The sequence below is a fragment of the Agarivorans sp. QJM3NY_33 genome (assembly GCF_050870865.2).
GTDB lineage: Bacteria > Pseudomonadota > Gammaproteobacteria > Enterobacterales > Celerinatantimonadaceae > Agarivorans.
The window spans coordinates 4,321,044-4,340,040 of the sequence record NZ_CP194039.2; the positions used below are offsets into that span (position 1 = coordinate 4,321,044).

Consider the following 18,997-nt stretch of genomic DNA (forward strand, 5'->3'; position numbering starts at 1 on the left):
CGAGAACTCAGAGTGTTAGATAAAATTAAAGTTGCCGCCCAATACTGCTTCCCACAACATGGATTGTCACGTCTAGTCGGCAAGTTGGCTCAAGCTGAAGCTGGCAAATTTAGTCATTGGCTGATTAAAAAATTTATTAGTCGCTATCAAGTTGATATGCAAGACGCCTTAAACCCCGATCCCGCTAGCTATCCAAGTTTTAATGCCTTTTTTACTCGCCCGCTAAAACCTGACGCTCGTCCCATTGTAGATGGAGCGCAAAACCTTGCACATCCAGTCGATGGTGCAGTGAGTCAACTCGGGCCAATTCAGCATGGCCGAATTATTCAAGCGAAGGGTCATGACTATAGTGCCTGCGAACTACTTGGCGGAAATAAAGCCTTAGCGGAAGAATTTTCTGATGGTGATTTTGCAACCATTTACCTCGCACCAAAAGATTATCATCGTATTCACATGCCCTGCGATGGCAAACTGAGAAGTATGATCTACGTCCCTGGTCAGTTATTCTCAGTCAACCCGCTAACTGCCGCCAATGTGCCCAATTTATTCGCCCGTAACGAGCGAGTGGTCGCAATTTTTGACACCGAATTTGGCCCGATGGCGATGGTCTTAGTTGGAGCAACCATTGTTGCCAGCATAGAAACCGTTTGGTCGGGAACCGTCACCCCACCTCGCGGCAAGCAAGTTTTTAGTTGGGATTACCAAGACCTTCACTTCGCTAAAGGCGACGAAATGGGACGATTTAAGCTGGGTTCGACGGTCGTCATGTTGTTCGCTAAAGACGCCATCGAATTTGAATCATCACTGGCAGAAAGTATACCAACGGTCATGGGGCGCCATTTCGCCTCCAAAGCCTAAAATTGAAGCCAAAATATGTTTGACCAGTCATCCCGCATATTTTGGCTTTATCCCATTATTTATTCTGATTAAAAACTTAATGCAAGTTCACTTGCTTTAATCTTGGCGACCAAAAATGAATCTAACTGTTGTCACTCGCAGGCTCATCCTATCGATACTATTATTCAGCGTTAACGTGAGTGCAAATATTGGTGGTGATACTCAACTGCAAGGACTGATTAACTCGATAGACGTTCAGCCAAATAACCTCAATAAGCAACAGCAACAACTCATATACGAAGAATCCTTAGCCCTATTGCATGAGGGAGACAGCTATCGCGAACAGGCCAAGCGATATCGCGATGTGATCAACAATTTTTCAAGCCTACGGTCAGCGCTGCAAAATCAACTCAACCACTATCAAGCGCCCGAACTCGACTTAACGATATTAGATAATAACCAGATTAACCAACAATTAAGTCAATGGCAGAATAAACTCAACCAAACAAATACTCGGATAGACGAACTAAAACAAAATCAGTATCGAATAGATTTAGACGTCAGTGAGAATCACCAGCGTAGTGGACCTCTGAAACAACAGCTTACGAACATACGCAACAAGTTAGAAAAACTTCAATTTGGTGTACTCAGTGACATTGAAGAAGCACAACGAGTCAAAGCGCAAGTTACCGAGGCCAGTTTAACTGCCCAACTGGCAATGCTTGAATTAGCAGCGCAAAGTGCCAATCACCGCAATGAATTGTTGCAACTTGAAATTACTCTAGCGCAACGTAAACAGGTAGCCGAAAAACGCTTAGTAGAACAGCTCAAGAACCAAATGGCTATCGGGCATCGTGCAGAAACCAAGCGTCTCTCCGCCCAATTAGCTTTTGAAGCACCTGAACTGCTCAAACAGGTTTATGTAAAAGACTTAGTCGCACAAAACCAAAACCTTCAAGCCCAACTGGCCGCACTATTCGAGCAAGGCGAACAAATTGCTCAGCAACAACAAGCCGTGAATGATGAGTTAGAACATATCAAGCTCACCTTCGCCAACTTCAAAGAACAAGTCTCGTGGTTAAAAGTTACCCGTTCCTACGGAGAATATTTACGCGAGCAAATCGCCCGCTTACCCAAGCCAAAGACACTCGCGCCCATAGAGCAACAAATCGTAGACGTGCGGATCAACAAACACCGCCAACAAAATGTCTTGTATAGCCAACGAAATCAAGCAGAGGTAAGCGAACGACAAAAGGTATTAGCGCAGTTGAGCCCTTCCCTACAAGACGTGGTTAATCAACAGCTTCGTCTAAATCAACAGCTATCCGACAAGTATCTCTTAGAATTAGACACTCGCCTATTTGAACTCGCTCGTTTAAAACTCGATTATTCCCGCCTCAATGATGAACTGAGTACCATTCACCAAGAAGCTAACCAAGAACTGTTTTGGACCGCGGATGTCAAAGCCATCGATCTTAGTTTTTTTACCGAGCTGCGAGATGCGGTTTTATGGTTACTTCATCCCCAGCAACGCATGCAAGTGGTTCAGGCAATACAACAATTGTCTTGGCTATGGCTAATTTGGTTAAGCACATTAGCTGCCAGCGCAGTCTATGTGGCCTATTTGAAAAAGCATTGGCTAAAAGGTTACCTGCAACGCATCGACTCAAAAACCGGCAATATTACTCGGGATAAATTTGCCTACACCCTCAGTAATATGCTGTTAAGCGCCGCCGTTGCCACGCCTCTCGCTCTATTGATTGGGAGTGTCGGCTTTGCTTTAAGCTATGACTGGCAATATGCCTTTGCTCGTGATTTTGGTAAAGGCTTAATGAGCGTTGCTACGACGCTTTGGTTATTCCATCTGGTGCAACAATTTTGCCAAAAGAATGGCTTACTTAATACCCACTTTAAGTGGCCACTGGTCAACATCAGCCAAGCGATAAACCTGATCCGTCATGTGACCTATATCAGTTTACCGCTCATATTTGTGCTAAAACTGTGTATCGTGCAAACCAGCCAACCCGCTTATAGCGCCTTGGCTCGCCTAGCTTTCATCAGTCTACTCATTTGGCTTGCTTATGGCTTTCATCGACTCTATCGCATCAAGTTACCCGTCAACTACCGTTTAGATATTTTTAAGGCGCCACAATTAGCTCAGAGGCTAATTTGGGGAGCCGTCATAAGTATTCCCTTACTCGCCGCATTCGCTGCAGCGGCTGGTTTTTTTGCCACTGCATATACCGTCTATTGGCAAGTCCTTGTGAGTACTATTATCGCCAGTGTGTTCCTTCTAGCCTATTTCCTGAGTCATCGCTGGATGTTATTACAGCGTCGCAGAATTGCCTTCGAACGTGCCAAAGCTCGCCGCGCAGAGATGATCGCACAACGCCTAGCGGACCAGGGTGAAGACGAAAACCTGCAGCTATCGAATGAAGGCGCATTCGATGCCATTGAAGAGCCAGAAATCGACTTAGATACAATTAGCGCACAATCCTTAGGCCTATTACGGGCGGTACTATTACTCGCCTTGATTTTAGTGTTGCTGTGGAGTTGGTCTGAAATGACCAGTGCCTTTTCGTTTTTAGATAACATCACCCTATGGGAAAGCAATACCAGTCGTGCGGGCGTAGCGATGGTTGACCCGATCACGCTACGTTCGTTAGGCTCCGCCTTATTAGTATTTTTATTTGCAACTCTATTAATTCGCAACTTGCCTGGCCTACTAGAGCTCATGGTATTACAGCATTTATCGCTCAGCCCCGGAACTGGCTTCGCCATTACCACCGTGATCAATTACTTAGTCATTCTATTCAGTATTTTCACTGGATTTGGATTATTAGGCATCGAATGGGCGAAACTACAATGGTTAGTGGCCGCACTAACCGTTGGCTTAGGTTTTGGTTTACAAGAAATCTTTGCCAATTTTATATCTGGTTTAATCATCTTATTTGAAAAACCAATCCGCATCGGTGATACCGTCACCATTCGTGAACTCACAGGGAATATTTCAAATATTGAAACTCGCGCAACAACCATTGTTGATTGGGACAGAAAGGAAATTATCGTTCCAAATAAGGCATTCATTACCGAGCAATTTGTTAACTGGTCACTCACCGATCCCATCACCCGCGTGGTATTAACGGTGCAAGTCAAACAAGGTAGCGATAATCAATTAGTTACTCAGCTATTACAAGACGCAGTCAATCATAATAGTCTGGTACTGGCTAACCCAGCTCCCGAAGTTCACTTTACCGAGTATACAGATCATGGAATGAAATATGAGATGCGAGTCTACGTAAGTGAGATGCGTTATCGTTTACCAATGGCTCACGAGTTTTACACTTTGATCAACGACAAGTTTACGACAAATAACATCGATATCGCCTACCCACAATTAGATGTATCTCTCAATAAGCCATAGGTTGTTTGGGTAATGTAGATGCTGTTCATGGCTTCTGACACTCGATTATTCTCGGGTCGATTAACCTTTACTGGTTGTTTTTTCAGCCGTAGCTTACTCATTTTAACAAGACCGACCGATGCCAATAAGCACCAGAATGAATCGCAGAAGAACGCAGTATATATGAGCAATAAGCGCTACCCGAAGGGTTCGGCCAAAAGCGTTTGAGATCTTCACTTAAATAAGGAAGATTGAGAGGTGTTCACTTAGCTCGCTAAGTAAATATACCTGTCATTTCAAATAAGACGCTTTTATCTCGAACAAAAATTGACCTAAAAGATCAACGGCCCCGAGAGATATATAAAGTATGACCTCATCTAAAAATATAAAGCTTGTTGTTTGTTTCATCATCCCACTCATTATTTTAGCGCTCCCCACGAGCCTGATCCCACTACCTGAACTCACCGTGGTTCAACACCGTATCATCGCCATATTCGTGCTAGCAGCCTTATTATGGATTTTTGAACCGGTGCCAGTATTTGCCACTTCACTTCTAATTATTACACTAGAATTAGTGTTGATCTCCAATCAGGGGATCAGTGCCTTCATTACCGATACAGGCCCAAGCCCCATGGGTGATTTATTGCCCTACACGAGCATTTTTGGCGCTTTTTCTTCGCCCATAATCATGTTATTTATGGGCGGATTTTCGCTCGCTATCGCCGCCTCAAAGTTTGAGCTAGATAACAACCTCGCTCGAGTACTACTGAAACCCTTTGGTAAGCGGATCCCTATGATAATGCTTGGGATTATGTTAATCACTGCAGTCTTCAGTATGTTCATGAGCAATACTGCCACTACGGTAATGATGCTTGCGATTGTGGGGCCTATCATTGCCACAGCGCCACGTACCGACTTAGGGATGAAAGGCTTGGTTCTAGCCATTCCTGTTGCCGCTAATACGGGGGGAATAGGCACCCCCATTGGCACACCACCCAATGCCATCGCCCTACAATATATTCCTGAAGGGCAAATCACATTTGCATCTTGGATGGCCTTTGGCATTCCTTTTGTGGTGATCCAGCTGGCAATTGCCTGGGTCATCTTATGTAAACTTTATCCTTCTAAAACAGGGATATTAGAACTCAAGCTAAGCGGTTGTTTTCAACGCAGTGCTCGCGCTTATATTGTTTATAGTACCTTTGCTCTGACCATTTTATTATGGTTAAGCACCGCTTGGCATGGCATGAATAGTTATGTGGTCGCGATTATCCCACTCGCAATATTTACCCTCACCGGTGTGATCGGTAAAGAAGATTTGAAACTGTTCAACTGGGATGTCTTATGGCTGGTTGCAGGCGGTATCGCCATGGGAATGGCCTTGGAAAAAAGTGGTTTAGCATCCAAAATCGCCACCTCTATCGACTTCACGAGTTTGCCAACCTTAGCGGTGATTGTGGTGTTATCACTCATTTGTGTGGTCATGGCCAACTTCATGTCAAATACCGCGACAGCAAACTTAATCATGCCCATTGCTGCAGCAGTAGCCACCAGCTTAAACGGATTAGACGGCGACGCTGGTATTACAACACTGCTAATCATTGTCGCCTTATCAGCCTCACTCGGCATGATGCTTCCGGTTAGTACACCACCAAATGCTTTAGCCTACTCAACTGGCTTTATCGAAACCAAAGACCTAATTAAAGTTGGCGGGATTATTGGAGCAACCGGACTTAGCCTGCTCTACATCGCAATGATGCTGTTCCTGTAATATTAACGCCTCAAACAACGGATTGGTAAAGTTGACGGCTTTTTGGAACAAAAAAGGTGACCGCTTTACCAAGTCCGCGCGCTTTGATTTGTTACATTTTGACCGTAAAACCATTGCAAATTACCTCTAGTTGCCCGTTACCGTTAAAATTGAACTTGAAGTGTTTGCACTCTTCTTGCTCTCCGACTTCACCTTGCTTTATATGCTCAGCCAGCCAAGATGAATCTTTAATCAAATGGCTTCTATCGTATTCTTCGCCTTCGATGAAGGTTTCGATCGTTTGCCATTTAAAGGCAACAACATCAGAAAAGAAAACTTCACGTTGGACTTCTTGCCAATCTTTGAATCTCAGGACTAAATCCCCCTCAACTATATAAATGTCTGGGAATTCAGAATCAGCGGTGGAAAACCCTGAATCGATTATTTCTGCTCGTTCCATGCTCGCTCATTTTTGAAATGTAACAGCATACTTGCACGCTTCTAAAACGCTTAAACAAGTAGATAAGTACCTACCAGAATAAATATTAAACCGATAAGCGGGAATTTAAGTGAATGAGTATATTGAACTAGGCACGCTCAATACTAAAGCTTTGCACCTGCTGGATATGGGTTTGCCCAAACGCTAACATCAACAAACGGTCGATGCCCAGAGCGACACCAGCACAAGCTGGCAAACCAGCTGCTAGGCCCGCTAAAAATCGTTGGTCAAGCTCAGCTTCAGCTAAGCCATTTACTTTTCGATAAGCCTGATCGTTCGCGAAGCGTTCTGCTTGTTCTTGGGCGTCGGTCAACTCATGAAAACCATTGGCTAATTCTATCCCCTTGTAATACAGCTCAAAACGCTCAGCCACTTGCGGATCAGTACTAGATATTTTAGCTAAGGCAGCTTGTGAGGCTGGAAAATGGTATACAAAACAGGGACGCTGCTGCGCAATATGAGGCTCTACGCCGAGACTAAACAACAACTGTAAAATCGTATCGCGTTCAGGTTCTTTAGCCACCAAGTCAGCCACGCCTAATTCTTTCGCCGCCACCATAAATTGAACGTGCTCAGCCTCCAGAGGATTAAAACCTAAGTGTCGCTCAAAAGCCTGCCGATAGCTTAAGCGCTCACAAGAACCACAGCCTAATACCAACTCCAACAACTGTTCCATTTCATCCATTAACGCGAAATGGTTATAACCAACGCGATACCACTCCAGCATCGTAAATTCAGGGTTATGGTAGCGCCCAGCTTCTTCATTTCGAAATGCCTTGGCAATTTGATAAATACAACCACTCCCCGCAGCCAGCAGACGCTTCATATGAAATTCAGGCGAAGTTTGTAAATATAAAGGCATAGTTTTTGGCGCGGCAGGGCCGCTTAAAGTGGTGCAAAAACTATGTAAATGGATATCACTCACACAGGCTTGACTCAATGCTGGAGTATCCACTTCCATCACCTGACGCTGATAAAAAAAATGTCTTATTTTACTAATAATTTCAGAACGTTGTTTTAATAATTCTACACTTGCAGAGGGTTGCCAAAGAGCTTCAGACATGCAATCTATTCCTAAAATAAGTTATTTTTTGAGCGCCATTTTCTGGCATTTTCGCATCTAAATCGGGAGTTATATCGCAAAAGCCAAATTATCTCCACTGAGCACCCAAAGTAGCGCTACTTTTTGATTTTAGTCAAACGGCAAAAACTCAATAGCTTCACAATCAACTGTAGGCTTATTTCGTATGGAGAAAAGCGTGGAAGTAATCAAAACCGATGTCGCCATTGTTGGCGCTGGGGGAGCAGGCTTAAGAGCTGCGATAGAAGTTGCCGAGCAACACCCCGAATTACAAGTAGCTTTAATTTCTAAAGTATATCCAATGCGCAGTCATACAGTTGCCGCCGAAGGAGGGGCTGCAGGTGTTGCTCAGGATCACGATAGTTTCGATAATCACTTTAACGACACCGTCTCTGGTGGCGATTGGTTATGTGAGCAAGACGTCGTCGATTTTTTCGTTGAACGAGCCCCTAAAGAGCTCACCCAACTGGAACATTGGGGTTGTCCTTGGTCTCGTCGCCCGGATGGGAGCGTCAATGTACGACGTTTCGGTGGCATGAAAATAGAACGCACCTGGTTTGCCGCCGATAAAAGTGGTTTCCATATCCTGCACACCTTATTTCAAACTTCAACCAAATATCCCAGCATTAAACGTTTCGATGAACATTTCGTGCTCGACTTAATTGTTGAAGACGGGCAAGTGAAAGGTGTCATTGCATTGGATATCGCTGAAGGTGTCGCTAAACTCATCCAGGCAAAATCGGTGATCATTGCCACTGGTGGTGCTGGCAGAGTTTATCGTTTCAATACCAATGGCGGGATTGTAACTGGCGACGGTATGGCCTTAGCCTATCGTCATGGCGTGCCGCTACGCGACATGGAATTTGTCCAGTATCACCCAACTGGTTTACCCGGTTCAGGCATCTTAATGACCGAAGGTTGTCGAGGCGAAGGTGGGATCCTTACCAATAAAGATGGTTATCGTTATCTACAAGACTACGGTTTAGGGCCAGAAACACCTGTCGGCGAACCTAAAAACAAGTATATGGAATTAGGCCCTCGAGACCGACTCAGCCAATGTTTTTGGCAAGAAGCACAAAAAGGCCGCACTATCGAAGGACCGAATGGCGACTATGTGAACCTCGATCTCACTCACTTAGGCGAAACTTACCTGCACGAGCGCCTCCCCTTTATCTGTGAACTAGCCAAAGCCTATATGGGTGTTGATCCCGTAAAAGAACCGATCCCGGTTCGCCCAACGGTGCATTACACCATGGGTGGGATTGAAACCAACGGTCGTTGTGCAACCTCCATGAAAGGCCTTTATGCCGCTGGAGAATGTTCTTCGGTTGGTTTACACGGTGCCAATCGTCTGGGCTCAAACTCTCTGACCGAAATCACCGTATTTGGCCAGGTGGCCGGTGAAGAAGCAGCCAAGCATGCAATAAGCAGTGAACATAGCGACAGCAGCAGTTTACTGGTGCAAGCGGAGCAAACGCTCGCCAAGTATCAAGCGCTAAAACAAACTCAAGGAAGTGAAAAACCAACTGATATTCGCAATGAACTAGGCAGAACCATGGAAGCGGGAGTGGGTATTTACCGCACCGAAGAAACCATGCAACAAACTATCGATAAAATTGCAGAATTAAAACAGCGCTACAAAAATATTCAATTAGTGGATGATAGTGAAGTATTTAATACAGAATGGCTGTATGCCATTGAACTGGGTTACTTACTAGACGTAGCTGAAACAATGGCGATATCTGCAATTAATCGGAAAGAAAGTCGTGGATCTCACCAACGGATCGACGGATACGAGCAGCGCGACGATCAAAACTACCTCAAACATACCCTCGCGAAATATCGTGCCGATATGGCACCCGAAATTAGCTATAGCGATGTGAAAATTACCAAGTCAGCTCCCGCGGAACGCGTTTATGGTGCGGCGGCCGATGCCCAAGATGCAGCGAACAAAAAAACGGAGGCAAACTAATATGGCTGAAGTGATGAAAATTAACATTCTTCGGTATCGCCCCGAAACCGATAACGAACCCGTGTGGCAAAGCTATGATGTTCCCTATACTCAGGAAATGTCGGTATTAGAAGCCTTGGCATATATTAAAGATGAATTGGACCCAAGCCTTAGCTATCGCTGGTCTTGCCGAATGGCTATTTGTGGTAGTTGCGGCATGATGGTCAATGGCATTCCAAAGTTAGGCTGCAAAACTTTTTTGCGAGACTACCCCAAAGGAATGAAACTGGAAGCTTTAGCGAACTTCCCAATCGAGCGCGACCTAATCGTTGATATGAGTGACTTCATCGCGAAACTTGAAGCCATTAAACCCTATATTATTAATGACCAAACTCGCGCTATTGAAGATGGTTGCCACAATCAGTCACCCAAACAAGTGGCGCAATATCGTCAATTCTCGATGTGTATCAACTGTGGTTTATGTTATGCCGCCTGCCCTCAATATGGTTTGAATAAATCCTTCACAGGACCTGCCGCTCTAGCGTTATTGCACCGCTATAACCAAGACAGTCGTGATGCAGGTAAAGCTGAACGGATGAAAATTGTAAACGCTGAAGAAGGCGCTTGGGGATGTACTTTTGTGGGTTATTGCTCCCAAGTTTGTCCTAAAGATGTCGATCCCGCAGCAGCCATTCAACTCGGTAAAGTCGACAGTGCGAAAGACTATGTCATTGCCATGTTCAAGCCAGGAGAATAGTCATGACAAAACGTAAACCTTATGAACGTAAGATGGGCGCGACCTGGTGGCTAAAAAATACCTTTCACACTAAATACATCATTCGTGAAGGCTCCAGTTTAGTCATCGCTATCTATAGCTTTGTCTTGTTATTTGGCCTATTTCGCTTAAGCCAAGGCAGCGAAGCCTTCAATGGTTGGTTGGACACCATGAGCCACCCCTTATGGCTAGCATTTCATCTGCTCACGCTGGTATGGACGCTCTACCATAGTATGACTTGGTTTAGTTTAGCACCTAAAGCTGCAAACCTTTGGCTGGGACAGAAACGAGTACCCGACAGCTGGATCATCTCCAGCTTGTATGCTGGATTAGCCGTCGTCAGCTTAATTGGTTTAATCTTAGTTTTGATATAGGAGACAACAATGAAACGTTCAAACGAACCAGTGTTTTGGGGCATGTTTGGAGCCGGCGGCATGGTTGCAGCTCTGTTCACTCCCATCGCTATTTTAATTACCGGAATACTGGTTCCAATGGGAATCATCCCAGTCGAGCAGTTTTCCTATGAAAGACTACTCGGCTTTTCACAAAACTGGATTGGAGCAGCCGTTATTTGGCTTGTGATTAGTTTACCACTATGGCTATGTATGCACCGCCTCTACCATACCTTACACGACTTTGGTATTCATGCCGGGAACTTGGTTAAGGCGATATTTTACGGAGTGGCTTTTGCTGGCTCGGTAGTCTGTGCAACCTTATTACTACTCGGTTTGTTGTAGAAAAAGCGGGCTAATAATTTAGCCCGCCTTTATATCTCGCTGACAATTGATTTTAAGAGAGGCAATTTCCAAAGCTAACTTTCGTTCTCGCTGCTTGAGCATATCCAACTCAGCTTCCTTACAAGCTAACTGTTCAAATACTCCGGTCGGATAATCACCCGAGTAATTAGCAAAACTGATTTTATTTGAGTACCTTCTATTCACATGGCCAATGGACGAATCAGACACAACTTTCATTAGGTAACCTTTTTATCATTAAAATGCCGTGAGTTAATCATTGCAGACAATGCTGAATTACGCAAAGTACAAAATTGATCTAAATCAAAAATATTTTATTCGCAAATTTTTTCAGCTGGCAAAGATAATTTTCTACTAAGAAGCCAGTTTATTTCACTAGATGTATTTATCTTTGAAGGGCATCTAACAGCGCTTAAGGCAAGGTAAATTGTGCGCGGTTCATAAGCTATCAGCAGCAAGCACCACACCGTCCGAAATTTTTTCTAAAGCATTGAATACATTATATTTAAAGAGAAACAAAAAATATAAAAAAAAGGAGCATCAAGCTCCTTTAAATCCAACCTTAAGAAGGCTCTTATTTCACTCGTCCAACATACTCAGCACTACGCGTGTCGACTTTAACCACTTCACCAATTTGAATAAACAAAGGAACTCGCACCACGGCACCCGTACTCAGGGTTGCGGGTTTGCCGCCAGTACCAGCTGTATCGCCTTTAAGGCCAGGATCTGTTTCAGTGACTTCAAGCTCCACAAAATTAGGAGGAGTCACTGCAATAGGGTTTTCATTCCAAGTCGTAATAACGCAAAGATCTTGTTCAACCAACCATTTGGCTGTATCCCCAACCGCTTTTTCGTCAGCCGCAACTTGCTCAAAAGTATCATTATTCATGAAATGCCAAAACTCACCATCGCTGTACAAAAATGCAAGCTCGTGATCCATGACATCGGCGGCTTCCACCGACTCACCTGATTTAAAGGTTTTCTCCAATACTTTTCCGGTTAACAGACGACGCAGTTTAACTCGGTTAAACGCCTGCCCTTTACCGGGTTTGACAAACTCGTTTTCCAAAATTGCATAAGGCTCGCCGTCGAGCATTAATTTTAGCCCGCCGCGGAATTCACTGGTACTATATGACGCCATTTAGTCCTCTACATACAAGGTTATTTCAAATTCAATGCTGCGAATAATAACGCGAAACGACTCAACTGTGCAGGTTAATTGGCAAAAAGAACTTGCAAATGCAGTAACAGATCCCAAACAGCTGTTGCAATACTTAGATCTGGACCCTGAAAATTACCAGCAACACTTCGCTGCACGTAAGTTATTCCCGGTACGAGTCCCCTTGAACTTTGTGAAACGGATGCAAAAAGGTAATCCAGAGGATCCGCTGCTACGTCAGGTTATGCCCTGTAGCGATGAGTTTCTCGACAGTCCAGGATTTAGCATCGATCCTCTCGGAGAACATCAAGCCGCGCTTCCCGGTCTATTACATAAATACACAAGCCGAGTGCTATTTATTGTTCGCGGTGGTTGCGCGATAAACTGCCGCTATTGCTTTCGCCGTCATTTCCCTTATCAAGATAACAGTCCTAACAAAGCAGGTTGGCAACAGGCACTTGAATATATTCGCCAAGATAGCGCAATTAATGAAGTCATTTTTAGTGGGGGCGATCCGCTAATGGCCAACGACCATCAACTGGCTTGGTTAATTAAACAACTAGAACAAATTCCACACCTTAAACGTTTACGGATCCATAGTCGTTTGCCGGTTGTGATCCCTTCTCGCATTACCGATGAATTGGTAACATTACTTGCAAGTTCTCGCTTAAGGTGCATCGTGGTAAGCCACATTAATCACCCCAACGAGCTAAACCAAGAACTCAGCCAAGCATTTTTAAAATTGCACGATGCTGGGATTTGCTTACTCAACCAAGCGGTATTGTTGAACGGGGTGAACAACGATGCGCAAGTCTTAAGTGAGCTAAGCGAAGCCTTATTTGCCGCACATATCATGCCCTACTATTTATTTTTATTGGATAAAGTCTCGGGTGCGGCCCACTTCGACGTTGACCAAGCGCAGGCGATTGCTATTATGCAGCAACTTTATCAAAGACTGCCTGGATTTTTGGTTCCACGACTCGCTCGCGAACAAGCCGGAAAAGCCAGTAAAACACCGATAGACATCGGCTTAGATTAAACAAAAACAGTGCTCGCTTTGTTGAATAGGCACATTTTAGTGCTTCAAGCTAAGCTATATTAAACACCAAGATAGTGATAAAACTCATGGATAAAACCAAGCTCATTAAACAGATCCAGCAAAATTTAAAAGATATTTACCACAAAGCCATTGATGCAGATGAACTGCTTAAGCAACAACAAGAACAAGGAAAAGCAAAGTTTAGCGCCCTCTTTAAAGAAAGTTTATTTAAACTGCAGCATCGGCATTTTCTACCTTATGTTGAAGAGCTTGCCAGTGACTTATTGTTATTACAAGAATGCGAAGACGACGAACATTTTGTGACTCAGCTTAAACTCATCGTCGCCAAACTCGAACAACTACATAGCTTACTTGCAAAATTTAAATTCCTTACTCATTAGAGCCGTTCGCACTTTTCTGGGCATCATGGTTAGAGACAGAACAAGTTACATGTGCAGCCCCTCGAAATCAGCTAAGTCAGTACTGCTAGTTTTACCTAGGCAAGAAGTTCTAGGGCCACTTAAAATCGCACTTATAACAAGTGGCCCCATAATTTACATGTGATCTGCATGGCTTTAGCTCAATAAACTAGCCATAACAGTAAAACCAATGACCGAGGCTCAACGGTCTGCCGTAAAATCATCACCTAAGTTAGCTTGAAACCGTTCAGCTGGTGCCCAATCCGCGAAAGCCGCACCTAATACAAAAACGTCTTTGGTTATCGCTTTTAGGTGGGCTAAATGTTGTTCATTATCAACTGCCGATACGATCAACTTCACCCCTAAACGATTCGCAAACAACACTGTCGCGGTCAGTAATGGTTGTTCATCGACAGCGCTTAAAAGCTCAGACATCAGAGACTCCGCTCCCCGTAAATATTGCACCGGAAGATGATTCAGTAATTCAAGAGGACACTCTGCACTGCCAAAGTTGTCTAACGACAAACTCACCCCTATACGACGTAATTCACGGATCGCTTCCACACTATCCAATAACATATGTTGATTACTATCGATAATATTGATGATCAAGCGATGGGGTAAGATCCGACTCTCAACCAAGACTTTATTCACCAATACTAAAAAATCGTTATGGAGCGTACTGGATGAAATAGAAACCGCTAGCTGCAAGTTAGCACTATACTCATGTTGCCAAAGTTTCAACTGTTGGGTCGCTTCTCGAAGCACCCATGACTCTAAAGCCACCACACAACCACAGGCTTGTGCAAGCTCGAGCAATTCAGTTTGTTTGACCATCCCATAGACTGGGTGCTGCCAACGCACCTGAACTTCAGCACCAACAACCTGCAATTTAGACAAGTCAACGATCGCTTGATAGAACAAACAAAGCTGATGCTGCTCCAATGCCTCTCGTAGCTGACTCAGCAACAATTGTTCTCGCTCTTGAGCTAATTGCATCTCCCCTGCAAAAAACTGCCAAGAACTCCCACGCGACTGCTGCTTTGCCAAATACATCGCAGTATCGGCCTGACCCAGTATCGTTAACCAATCATAGTCATTCTCTAGCGCTAAACTAATGCCGATACTGGTTCCCACAAAACATTCTCGCCCTTTTAAAGACATCGGTTTTTCAATTACTTCAATTAAGCGCTGGGCAAAACCAGCGCTATCCTCTTGCAAACGCACTCGCGTTTGCACAATCGCAAACTCATCGCCTCCCAAGCGGACCGCAAAATCACACTGGCGCATTTGTCCCTGTAAACGCTGCCCGACCAAATTTAAAATCTGATCGCCGTATTGATGGCCATAGCTATCGTTAATACCTTTGAAGCCATTCAAATCCATCACCATAATGGCGTAATCACGACGATTGTTTTCCAAGCTAGTAATAAATTCGCGTAAACCAGCCCGATTAGGCAAACCCGTTAAGATGTCATGATTCGCTAAATAGCGATTCAAATGATTCTCTCGAACAATCCAAATAATCAAGATCGAGCCACAGATCAGTAAAGCACCAATCGAAAAAGACAGAATTAATTGCAACTGCAGTAAGCGAATATCCGTTTTATAATCAAATTCGCTATTACGTTGAAATTCTTTATTCACAAGAGAGTTGAGAGGTGTTGAATAAGACTTCAGGCGCTCCACCAAGCGTCCAAGTTTGGTATTATCGGGAGTAAAGGCTTGCAATAAAGGCTCAATTCGCTGGATCTCTTTAAATAGCTCTCTGACCAACTGAGTGGCATTTTTATCGCTTTGAAATCCAGCAGTTTCCTCACCTTCCAAAAGCACAGGGATCCGACTCCATAGGATGTCATAACGCAACATCAGCTCATCTTTCTCTATCCCTCCCAAACGATAAAGCCGCAATGCGCTAATAAAGCGCCGGTGTTCGCTTTGCAACTGCACCACTGACCACGAGGTGGTTGATTTAGGGGACTCTAATAAACGAATAATATGGCGTAGCTGGTAAACACAAACCAATGCGCTCACGATAAACAGCATAATCACCAATGATAGTAAAAAGCTCTTATACTGTTTGGGTAATCGAAGTAACCAATTCACAAGTCAGCAACTCACTTAACAATAATTTTGCGTAATTGCCAAATCATAAAATCATTATATGGCATTTGTAACAGCTCTGGATGCTGATCAATCGGTAACATTAACCATAGCGGGCCTTTCTCGCGCACTCGCATAAGATGTTCGTTATCAGACCAAGCTAAGATTGGATCAAACTGACTGATATCGGAGAAATCAATTTCCACCTCATAGTCATTTAAAGCAACCATGATCAAACGAGTCGACTCCGCGCCAACAAGCTCAAGTATGTCCGCCACTCGAGGGCCTCGATAATGGTGACGACTTTCAACCCAAGGATTACGCGTCACGATAGAGTATTGCGGTAAGTCCTGTAACATCTTTAAGTCAAAATCAGCAGCGCCTTGATTGTTACCTTGTGTAATGGCACCAGCCAGAGTCAATACCGGTGGGCCATTCGGTTTGGCTAAATCAGCAGACACCATCACTGAGTACAACAACATACTTAATGCCATCAGATATCGCATAACTCGTCCTCCTTAACGTGCTTGGTAATGCGCTTACAATATGAACTGTTTTAGCCTGACAATCCACACAGGCCGCAGTCATCGTACCATTGAGTATGGATGAACAATACTCAATAAAAAAGGCAAGCCAGCCCCTACTGAAGATTATTCATTGTTTTCCAGCAAGCGGGAGCAATGCACCACGACACAAAGTAAAATTAGCTAAGGTTAGCGCGAGTTAGGTAAACACTTATGTAAAGAGGCCTTTAAGATGAGTGAGTATAGCACTCAAAGCTGATAGGTAAGTTTGATAACTTATTAAACCAGAACTTAAATCTTGTTACAGCTAAGCAAGTTTGGACAGCACAGGATAGGCAAGCTATTTAAGCGCAGATGAAACTTGGATGTCCTCGCTCTGGTCATCTATTTGTATTCCCGCCGTGTCGTTGCTGGGCATATTGATAAACGCATGACGATTGACTTGGTGATCTCCTCCATTTTCATTCTTTAATCATCGCATAGACACTATCGTCAGTTTCCTCCTTGAATAAACGAGTGAAATGGAACTTCGACAAATGGAAATAGCGCGCTACATCTTCTACTTTTAATTCATTCTCAAGGTTATCAACGATGTAATCTATTCCTCTATTTACATATTTGTTTTTAATTTCTACCGGCTCTCCAAGAAAACAGTCTATTAAACTACGACGCACGCGATTAGTGACTTAGCAATATACCGCTAGCAACAAATAGAAAGAAGCGTTTCTTGAAGAAAGCAATACAACAGCAAATAGTATAAAAGAGAGCAAATATAAAAGGCTCCCTCAGCAACTGAGTCAATTTATTTGACTTACTCAACATGCTTTAGGATACCTTCTGTTACCCACAGGCCGCTGGGCATTGCTAGTTCATTCTTAAAGCTTTCACTCCAGGGCACCCAGCCTTTGAAAGAGCAAAGACTTAAGAAACAAAAAAGCCCGTAAAGCAATGCCTTACGGGCTTTCTGAAACTTTATGAGTTTCTATGGATAGCTGGCGCTATGATTACATCATGCCGCCCATACCGCCCATTCCACCCATACCGCCCATGCCACCCATATCAGGTGCACCAGCAGCTTTATCTTCAGGCTTATCAGTGATCATGCACTCAGTGGTGATCATTAAGCCTGCAATCGATGCAGCGAATTGAAGGGCACTACGAGTCACTTTAGTTGGGTCAAGAATACCCATTGCTAACATGTCACCATATTCACCAGTACCAGCATTGTAGCCGTAGTTAGCTTCACCTTCTTTCACGTTGTTACATACCACTGATGATTCATCACCTGCGTTATCAACGATTTGACGAAGTGGGGCTTCCATCGCGCGAAGCGCAACACGAATACCAACGTTTTGCTCTTCATTATCACCTTTAAGGTCAATAATTTTAGCCGCAGCTCGAACCAACGCAACACCACCACCGGCAACCACACCTTCTTCAACCGCAGCGCGAGTCGCATGTAGCGCATCTTCAACACGCGCTTTCTTCTCTTTCATTTCAACTTCAGTCGCAGCGCCCACTTTAATCACGGCAACACCGCCAGCAAGTTTAGCAACACGTTCTTGAAGTTTTTCACGGTCGTAGTCAGAAGAGGTATCTTCAATTTGTTGACGAATTTGTACAACACGTCCTTCAATCGCAGCTTCTTCACCTAAACCATCAATAATGGTGGTGTTATCTTTAGTAATCACTACACGCTTAGCGCTACCAAGATCTTCTAAAGTCGCTTTTTCAAGTTCCAAACCAACTTCTTCTGAAATCACTGTACCGTTGGTTAGGATCGCAATGTCTTGTAACATCGCTTTACGACGGTCACCAAACCCAGGGGCTTTTACTGCTGAAACTTTCACAATACCACGCATGTTGTTAACAACTAGTGTGGCTAAGGCTTCGCCTTCAACATCTTCGGCAATAATCAGTAAAGGTTTGCCCGCTTTCGCCAAAGCTTCTAACAATGGAAGTAACTCACGGATGTTAGAAATTTTCTTATCAGCCAATAAAATGTAAGGGCTATCTAGCTCTACGCTGCCATTTTCTTGGTTATTGATGAAGTAAGGAGACAGGTAACCGCGATCGAACTGCATTCCTTCAACAACGTCTAGCTCATCAGTCAGAGCTTGACCTTCTTCTACAGTAATAACGCCTTCTTTACCTACTTTTTCCATTGCTTCTGCAATGATATTACCCACGGTGGTATCAGAGTTAGCAGAGATAGTCCCAACTTGAGCAATCGCCTTAGTATCGGCACAAGGTGCAGACAAGTTTTTAAGCTCAGCCACAGCTGCAACAACAGCTTTGTCGATACCGCGCTTCAGATCCATTGGATTCATACCTGCGGCAACGGCTTTTAGGCCTTCGTTAACGATACACTGCGCAAGTACAGTTGCAGTAGTTGTTCCATCACCAGCGGCATCATTGGCTTGAGAAGCAACTTCTTTCACCATTTGAGCGCCCATGTTTTCAAACTTATCTTCTAGCTCAATTTCTTTTGCAACCGAAACACCATCTTTAGTGATAGTCGGTGCTCCAAAAGATTTGTCTAAAACAACATTACGACCTTTCGGACCTAAAGTTACTTTTACTGCGTCTGCTAGAATGTTTACGCCCGCTAACATTTTGCCGCGAGAATCATTACCAAATAATACGTCTTTAGCTGCCATGATTTTTTCCTAAAATGAGTTCTGTTTTCTCTATCGAAAAAG

Annotated in this window: 16 protein-coding genes; 9 read left to right on the forward strand and 7 right to left on the reverse strand. The window is 44.0% G+C overall.

What is annotated here, in order from left to right:
• The first annotated feature begins 12 nt into the window (after positions 1-12).
• The 3 genes from asd to ACRRSY_RS19415 all read left to right on the forward strand — a co-directional run bounded on the left by asd (position 13) and on the right by ACRRSY_RS19415 (position 6,011).
• Positions 13-858, forward strand: coding sequence for an archaetidylserine decarboxylase (asd, locus tag ACRRSY_RS19405; protein WP_432463834.1), 846 nt, complete (start codon positions 13-15; stop codon positions 856-858).
• 115 nt (positions 859-973) lie between these two features.
• The gene (gene mscM, locus ACRRSY_RS19410; RefSeq protein WP_432463835.1) at positions 974-4,261 is read left to right on the forward strand and encodes a miniconductance mechanosensitive channel MscM; all 3,288 of its coding nucleotides are present in this window, start codon (positions 974-976) and stop codon (positions 4,259-4,261) included.
• A 346-nt stretch (positions 4,262-4,607) separates the two neighbouring features.
• Positions 4,608-6,011 carry an SLC13 family permease gene (locus ACRRSY_RS19415; RefSeq protein ID WP_432455926.1) on the forward strand — a complete coding sequence of 468 codons (1,404 nt, stop codon included), beginning with the start codon at positions 4,608-4,610 and terminating at the stop codon, positions 6,009-6,011.
• Positions 6,012-6,102: 91 nt separating this feature from the next.
• Here the strand turns inward: ACRRSY_RS19415 and ACRRSY_RS19420 are convergent, their stop codons facing one another.
• Both ACRRSY_RS19420 and epmA read right to left on the reverse strand, forming a co-directional pair.
• Positions 6,103-6,450 carry a hypothetical protein gene (locus ACRRSY_RS19420; protein ID WP_432463836.1) on the reverse strand — a complete coding sequence of 116 codons (348 nt, stop codon included), beginning with the start codon at positions 6,448-6,450 and terminating at the stop codon, positions 6,103-6,105.
• Positions 6,451-6,577: 127 nt separating this feature from the next.
• Entirely contained in the window at positions 6,578-7,552 is a 975-nt protein-coding gene (epmA, locus tag ACRRSY_RS19425; protein WP_432463837.1) for an elongation factor P--(R)-beta-lysine ligase, read from the reverse strand.
• A 196-nt stretch (positions 7,553-7,748) separates the two neighbouring features.
• Here epmA and frdA point away from each other — a divergent pair, with 196 nt between their 5' ends.
• The 4 genes from frdA to frdD are packed head-to-tail and all read left to right on the forward strand — an operon-like array spanning position 7,749 to position 11,033.
• On the forward strand, positions 7,749-9,542 hold the full coding sequence (gene frdA / locus ACRRSY_RS19430) for a fumarate reductase (quinol) flavoprotein subunit (RefSeq protein WP_432455923.1): 1,794 nt from the start codon (positions 7,749-7,751) through the stop codon (positions 9,540-9,542).
• Position 9,543: 1 nt separating this feature from the next.
• Positions 9,544-10,278: a succinate dehydrogenase/fumarate reductase iron-sulfur subunit gene (locus ACRRSY_RS19435; RefSeq protein ID WP_432455922.1), complete on the forward strand. Its 735-nt coding sequence runs from the start codon at positions 9,544-9,546 to the stop codon at positions 10,276-10,278.
• Between the two features lie 2 nt (positions 10,279-10,280).
• On the forward strand, positions 10,281-10,670 hold the full coding sequence (locus ACRRSY_RS19440; RefSeq protein ID WP_432463838.1) for a fumarate reductase subunit C: 390 nt from the start codon (positions 10,281-10,283) through the stop codon (positions 10,668-10,670).
• 9 nt (positions 10,671-10,679) lie between these two features.
• Complete coding sequence (frdD, locus tag ACRRSY_RS19445; RefSeq protein ID WP_432455920.1) at positions 10,680-11,033, forward strand: fumarate reductase subunit FrdD; 354 nt, start codon at positions 10,680-10,682, stop codon at positions 11,031-11,033.
• Positions 11,034-11,051: 18 nt separating this feature from the next.
• Here frdD and ACRRSY_RS19450 read toward each other — a convergent pair whose 3' ends face one another.
• Both ACRRSY_RS19450 and efp read right to left on the reverse strand, forming a co-directional pair.
• Positions 11,052-11,270, reverse strand: coding sequence for a hypothetical protein (locus ACRRSY_RS19450; RefSeq protein ID WP_432455919.1), 219 nt, complete (start codon positions 11,268-11,270; stop codon positions 11,052-11,054).
• Positions 11,271-11,625: 355 nt separating this feature from the next.
• Positions 11,626-12,192 (reverse strand): elongation factor P, encoded by a 567-nt coding sequence (gene efp, locus ACRRSY_RS19455; protein WP_432455918.1) that lies wholly within the window; start codon positions 12,190-12,192, stop codon positions 11,626-11,628.
• Positions 12,193-12,226: 34 nt separating this feature from the next.
• On the opposite strand from efp, the gene epmB reads away from it, so the two are divergent.
• Complete coding sequence (gene epmB, locus ACRRSY_RS19460; RefSeq protein WP_432463839.1) at positions 12,227-13,249, forward strand: EF-P beta-lysylation protein EpmB; 1,023 nt, start codon at positions 12,227-12,229, stop codon at positions 13,247-13,249.
• Positions 13,250-13,335: 86 nt separating this feature from the next.
• Entirely contained in the window at positions 13,336-13,650 is a 315-nt protein-coding gene (locus ACRRSY_RS19465; RefSeq protein WP_432463840.1) for a hypothetical protein, read from the forward strand.
• A 219-nt stretch (positions 13,651-13,869) separates the two neighbouring features.
• On the opposite strand, the gene ACRRSY_RS19470 is transcribed toward ACRRSY_RS19465, so the two are convergent.
• The 3 genes from ACRRSY_RS19470 to groL all read right to left on the reverse strand — a co-directional run bounded on the left by ACRRSY_RS19470 (position 13,870) and on the right by groL (position 18,955).
• Positions 13,870-15,774, reverse strand: coding sequence for a putative bifunctional diguanylate cyclase/phosphodiesterase (locus ACRRSY_RS19470; protein WP_432463841.1), 1,905 nt, complete (start codon positions 15,772-15,774; stop codon positions 13,870-13,872).
• Between the two features lie 11 nt (positions 15,775-15,785).
• A complete protein-coding gene (locus ACRRSY_RS19475) occupies positions 15,786-16,277 on the reverse strand; it encodes a molybdopterin-binding oxidoreductase (RefSeq protein WP_432455914.1) in 492 nt (163 codons plus the stop codon).
• A gap of 1,022 nt (positions 16,278-17,299) precedes the next feature.
• A complete protein-coding gene (groL, locus tag ACRRSY_RS19480) occupies positions 17,300-18,955 on the reverse strand; it encodes a chaperonin GroEL (RefSeq protein WP_432455913.1) in 1,656 nt (551 codons plus the stop codon).
• Between the last annotated feature and the right edge of the window lie 42 nt (positions 18,956-18,997).

Excerpts from the sequence above, each read along its gene's own strand:
- mscM (WP_432463835.1), top strand. The coding sequence starts at position 974 with ATGAATCTAACTGTTGTCACTCGCAGGCTCATCCTATCGATACTATTA.
- ACRRSY_RS19415 (WP_432455926.1), top strand. The coding sequence starts at position 4,608 with ATGACCTCATCTAAAAATATAAAGCTTGTTGTTTGTTTCATCATCCCA.
- ACRRSY_RS19420 (WP_432463836.1), bottom strand. The coding sequence starts at position 6,450 with ATGGAACGAGCAGAAATAATCGATTCAGGGTTTTCCACCGCTGATTCT.
- epmA (WP_432463837.1), bottom strand. The coding sequence starts at position 7,552 with ATGTCTGAAGCTCTTTGGCAACCCTCTGCAAGTGTAGAATTATTAAAA.
- ACRRSY_RS19435 (WP_432455922.1), top strand. The coding sequence starts at position 9,544 with ATGGCTGAAGTGATGAAAATTAACATTCTTCGGTATCGCCCCGAAACC.
- ACRRSY_RS19440 (WP_432463838.1), top strand. The coding sequence starts at position 10,281 with ATGACAAAACGTAAACCTTATGAACGTAAGATGGGCGCGACCTGGTGG.
- frdD (WP_432455920.1), top strand. The coding sequence starts at position 10,680 with ATGAAACGTTCAAACGAACCAGTGTTTTGGGGCATGTTTGGAGCCGGC.
- ACRRSY_RS19450 (WP_432455919.1), bottom strand. The coding sequence starts at position 11,270 with ATGAAAGTTGTGTCTGATTCGTCCATTGGCCATGTGAATAGAAGGTAC.
- efp (WP_432455918.1), bottom strand. The coding sequence starts at position 12,192 with ATGGCGTCATATAGTACCAGTGAATTCCGCGGCGGGCTAAAATTAATG.
- epmB (WP_432463839.1), top strand. The coding sequence starts at position 12,227 with ATGCTGCGAATAATAACGCGAAACGACTCAACTGTGCAGGTTAATTGG.
- ACRRSY_RS19465 (WP_432463840.1), top strand. The coding sequence starts at position 13,336 with ATGGATAAAACCAAGCTCATTAAACAGATCCAGCAAAATTTAAAAGAT.
- ACRRSY_RS19475 (WP_432455914.1), bottom strand. The coding sequence starts at position 16,277 with ATGCGATATCTGATGGCATTAAGTATGTTGTTGTACTCAGTGATGGTG.
- groL (WP_432455913.1), bottom strand. The coding sequence starts at position 18,955 with ATGGCAGCTAAAGACGTATTATTTGGTAATGATTCTCGCGGCAAAATG.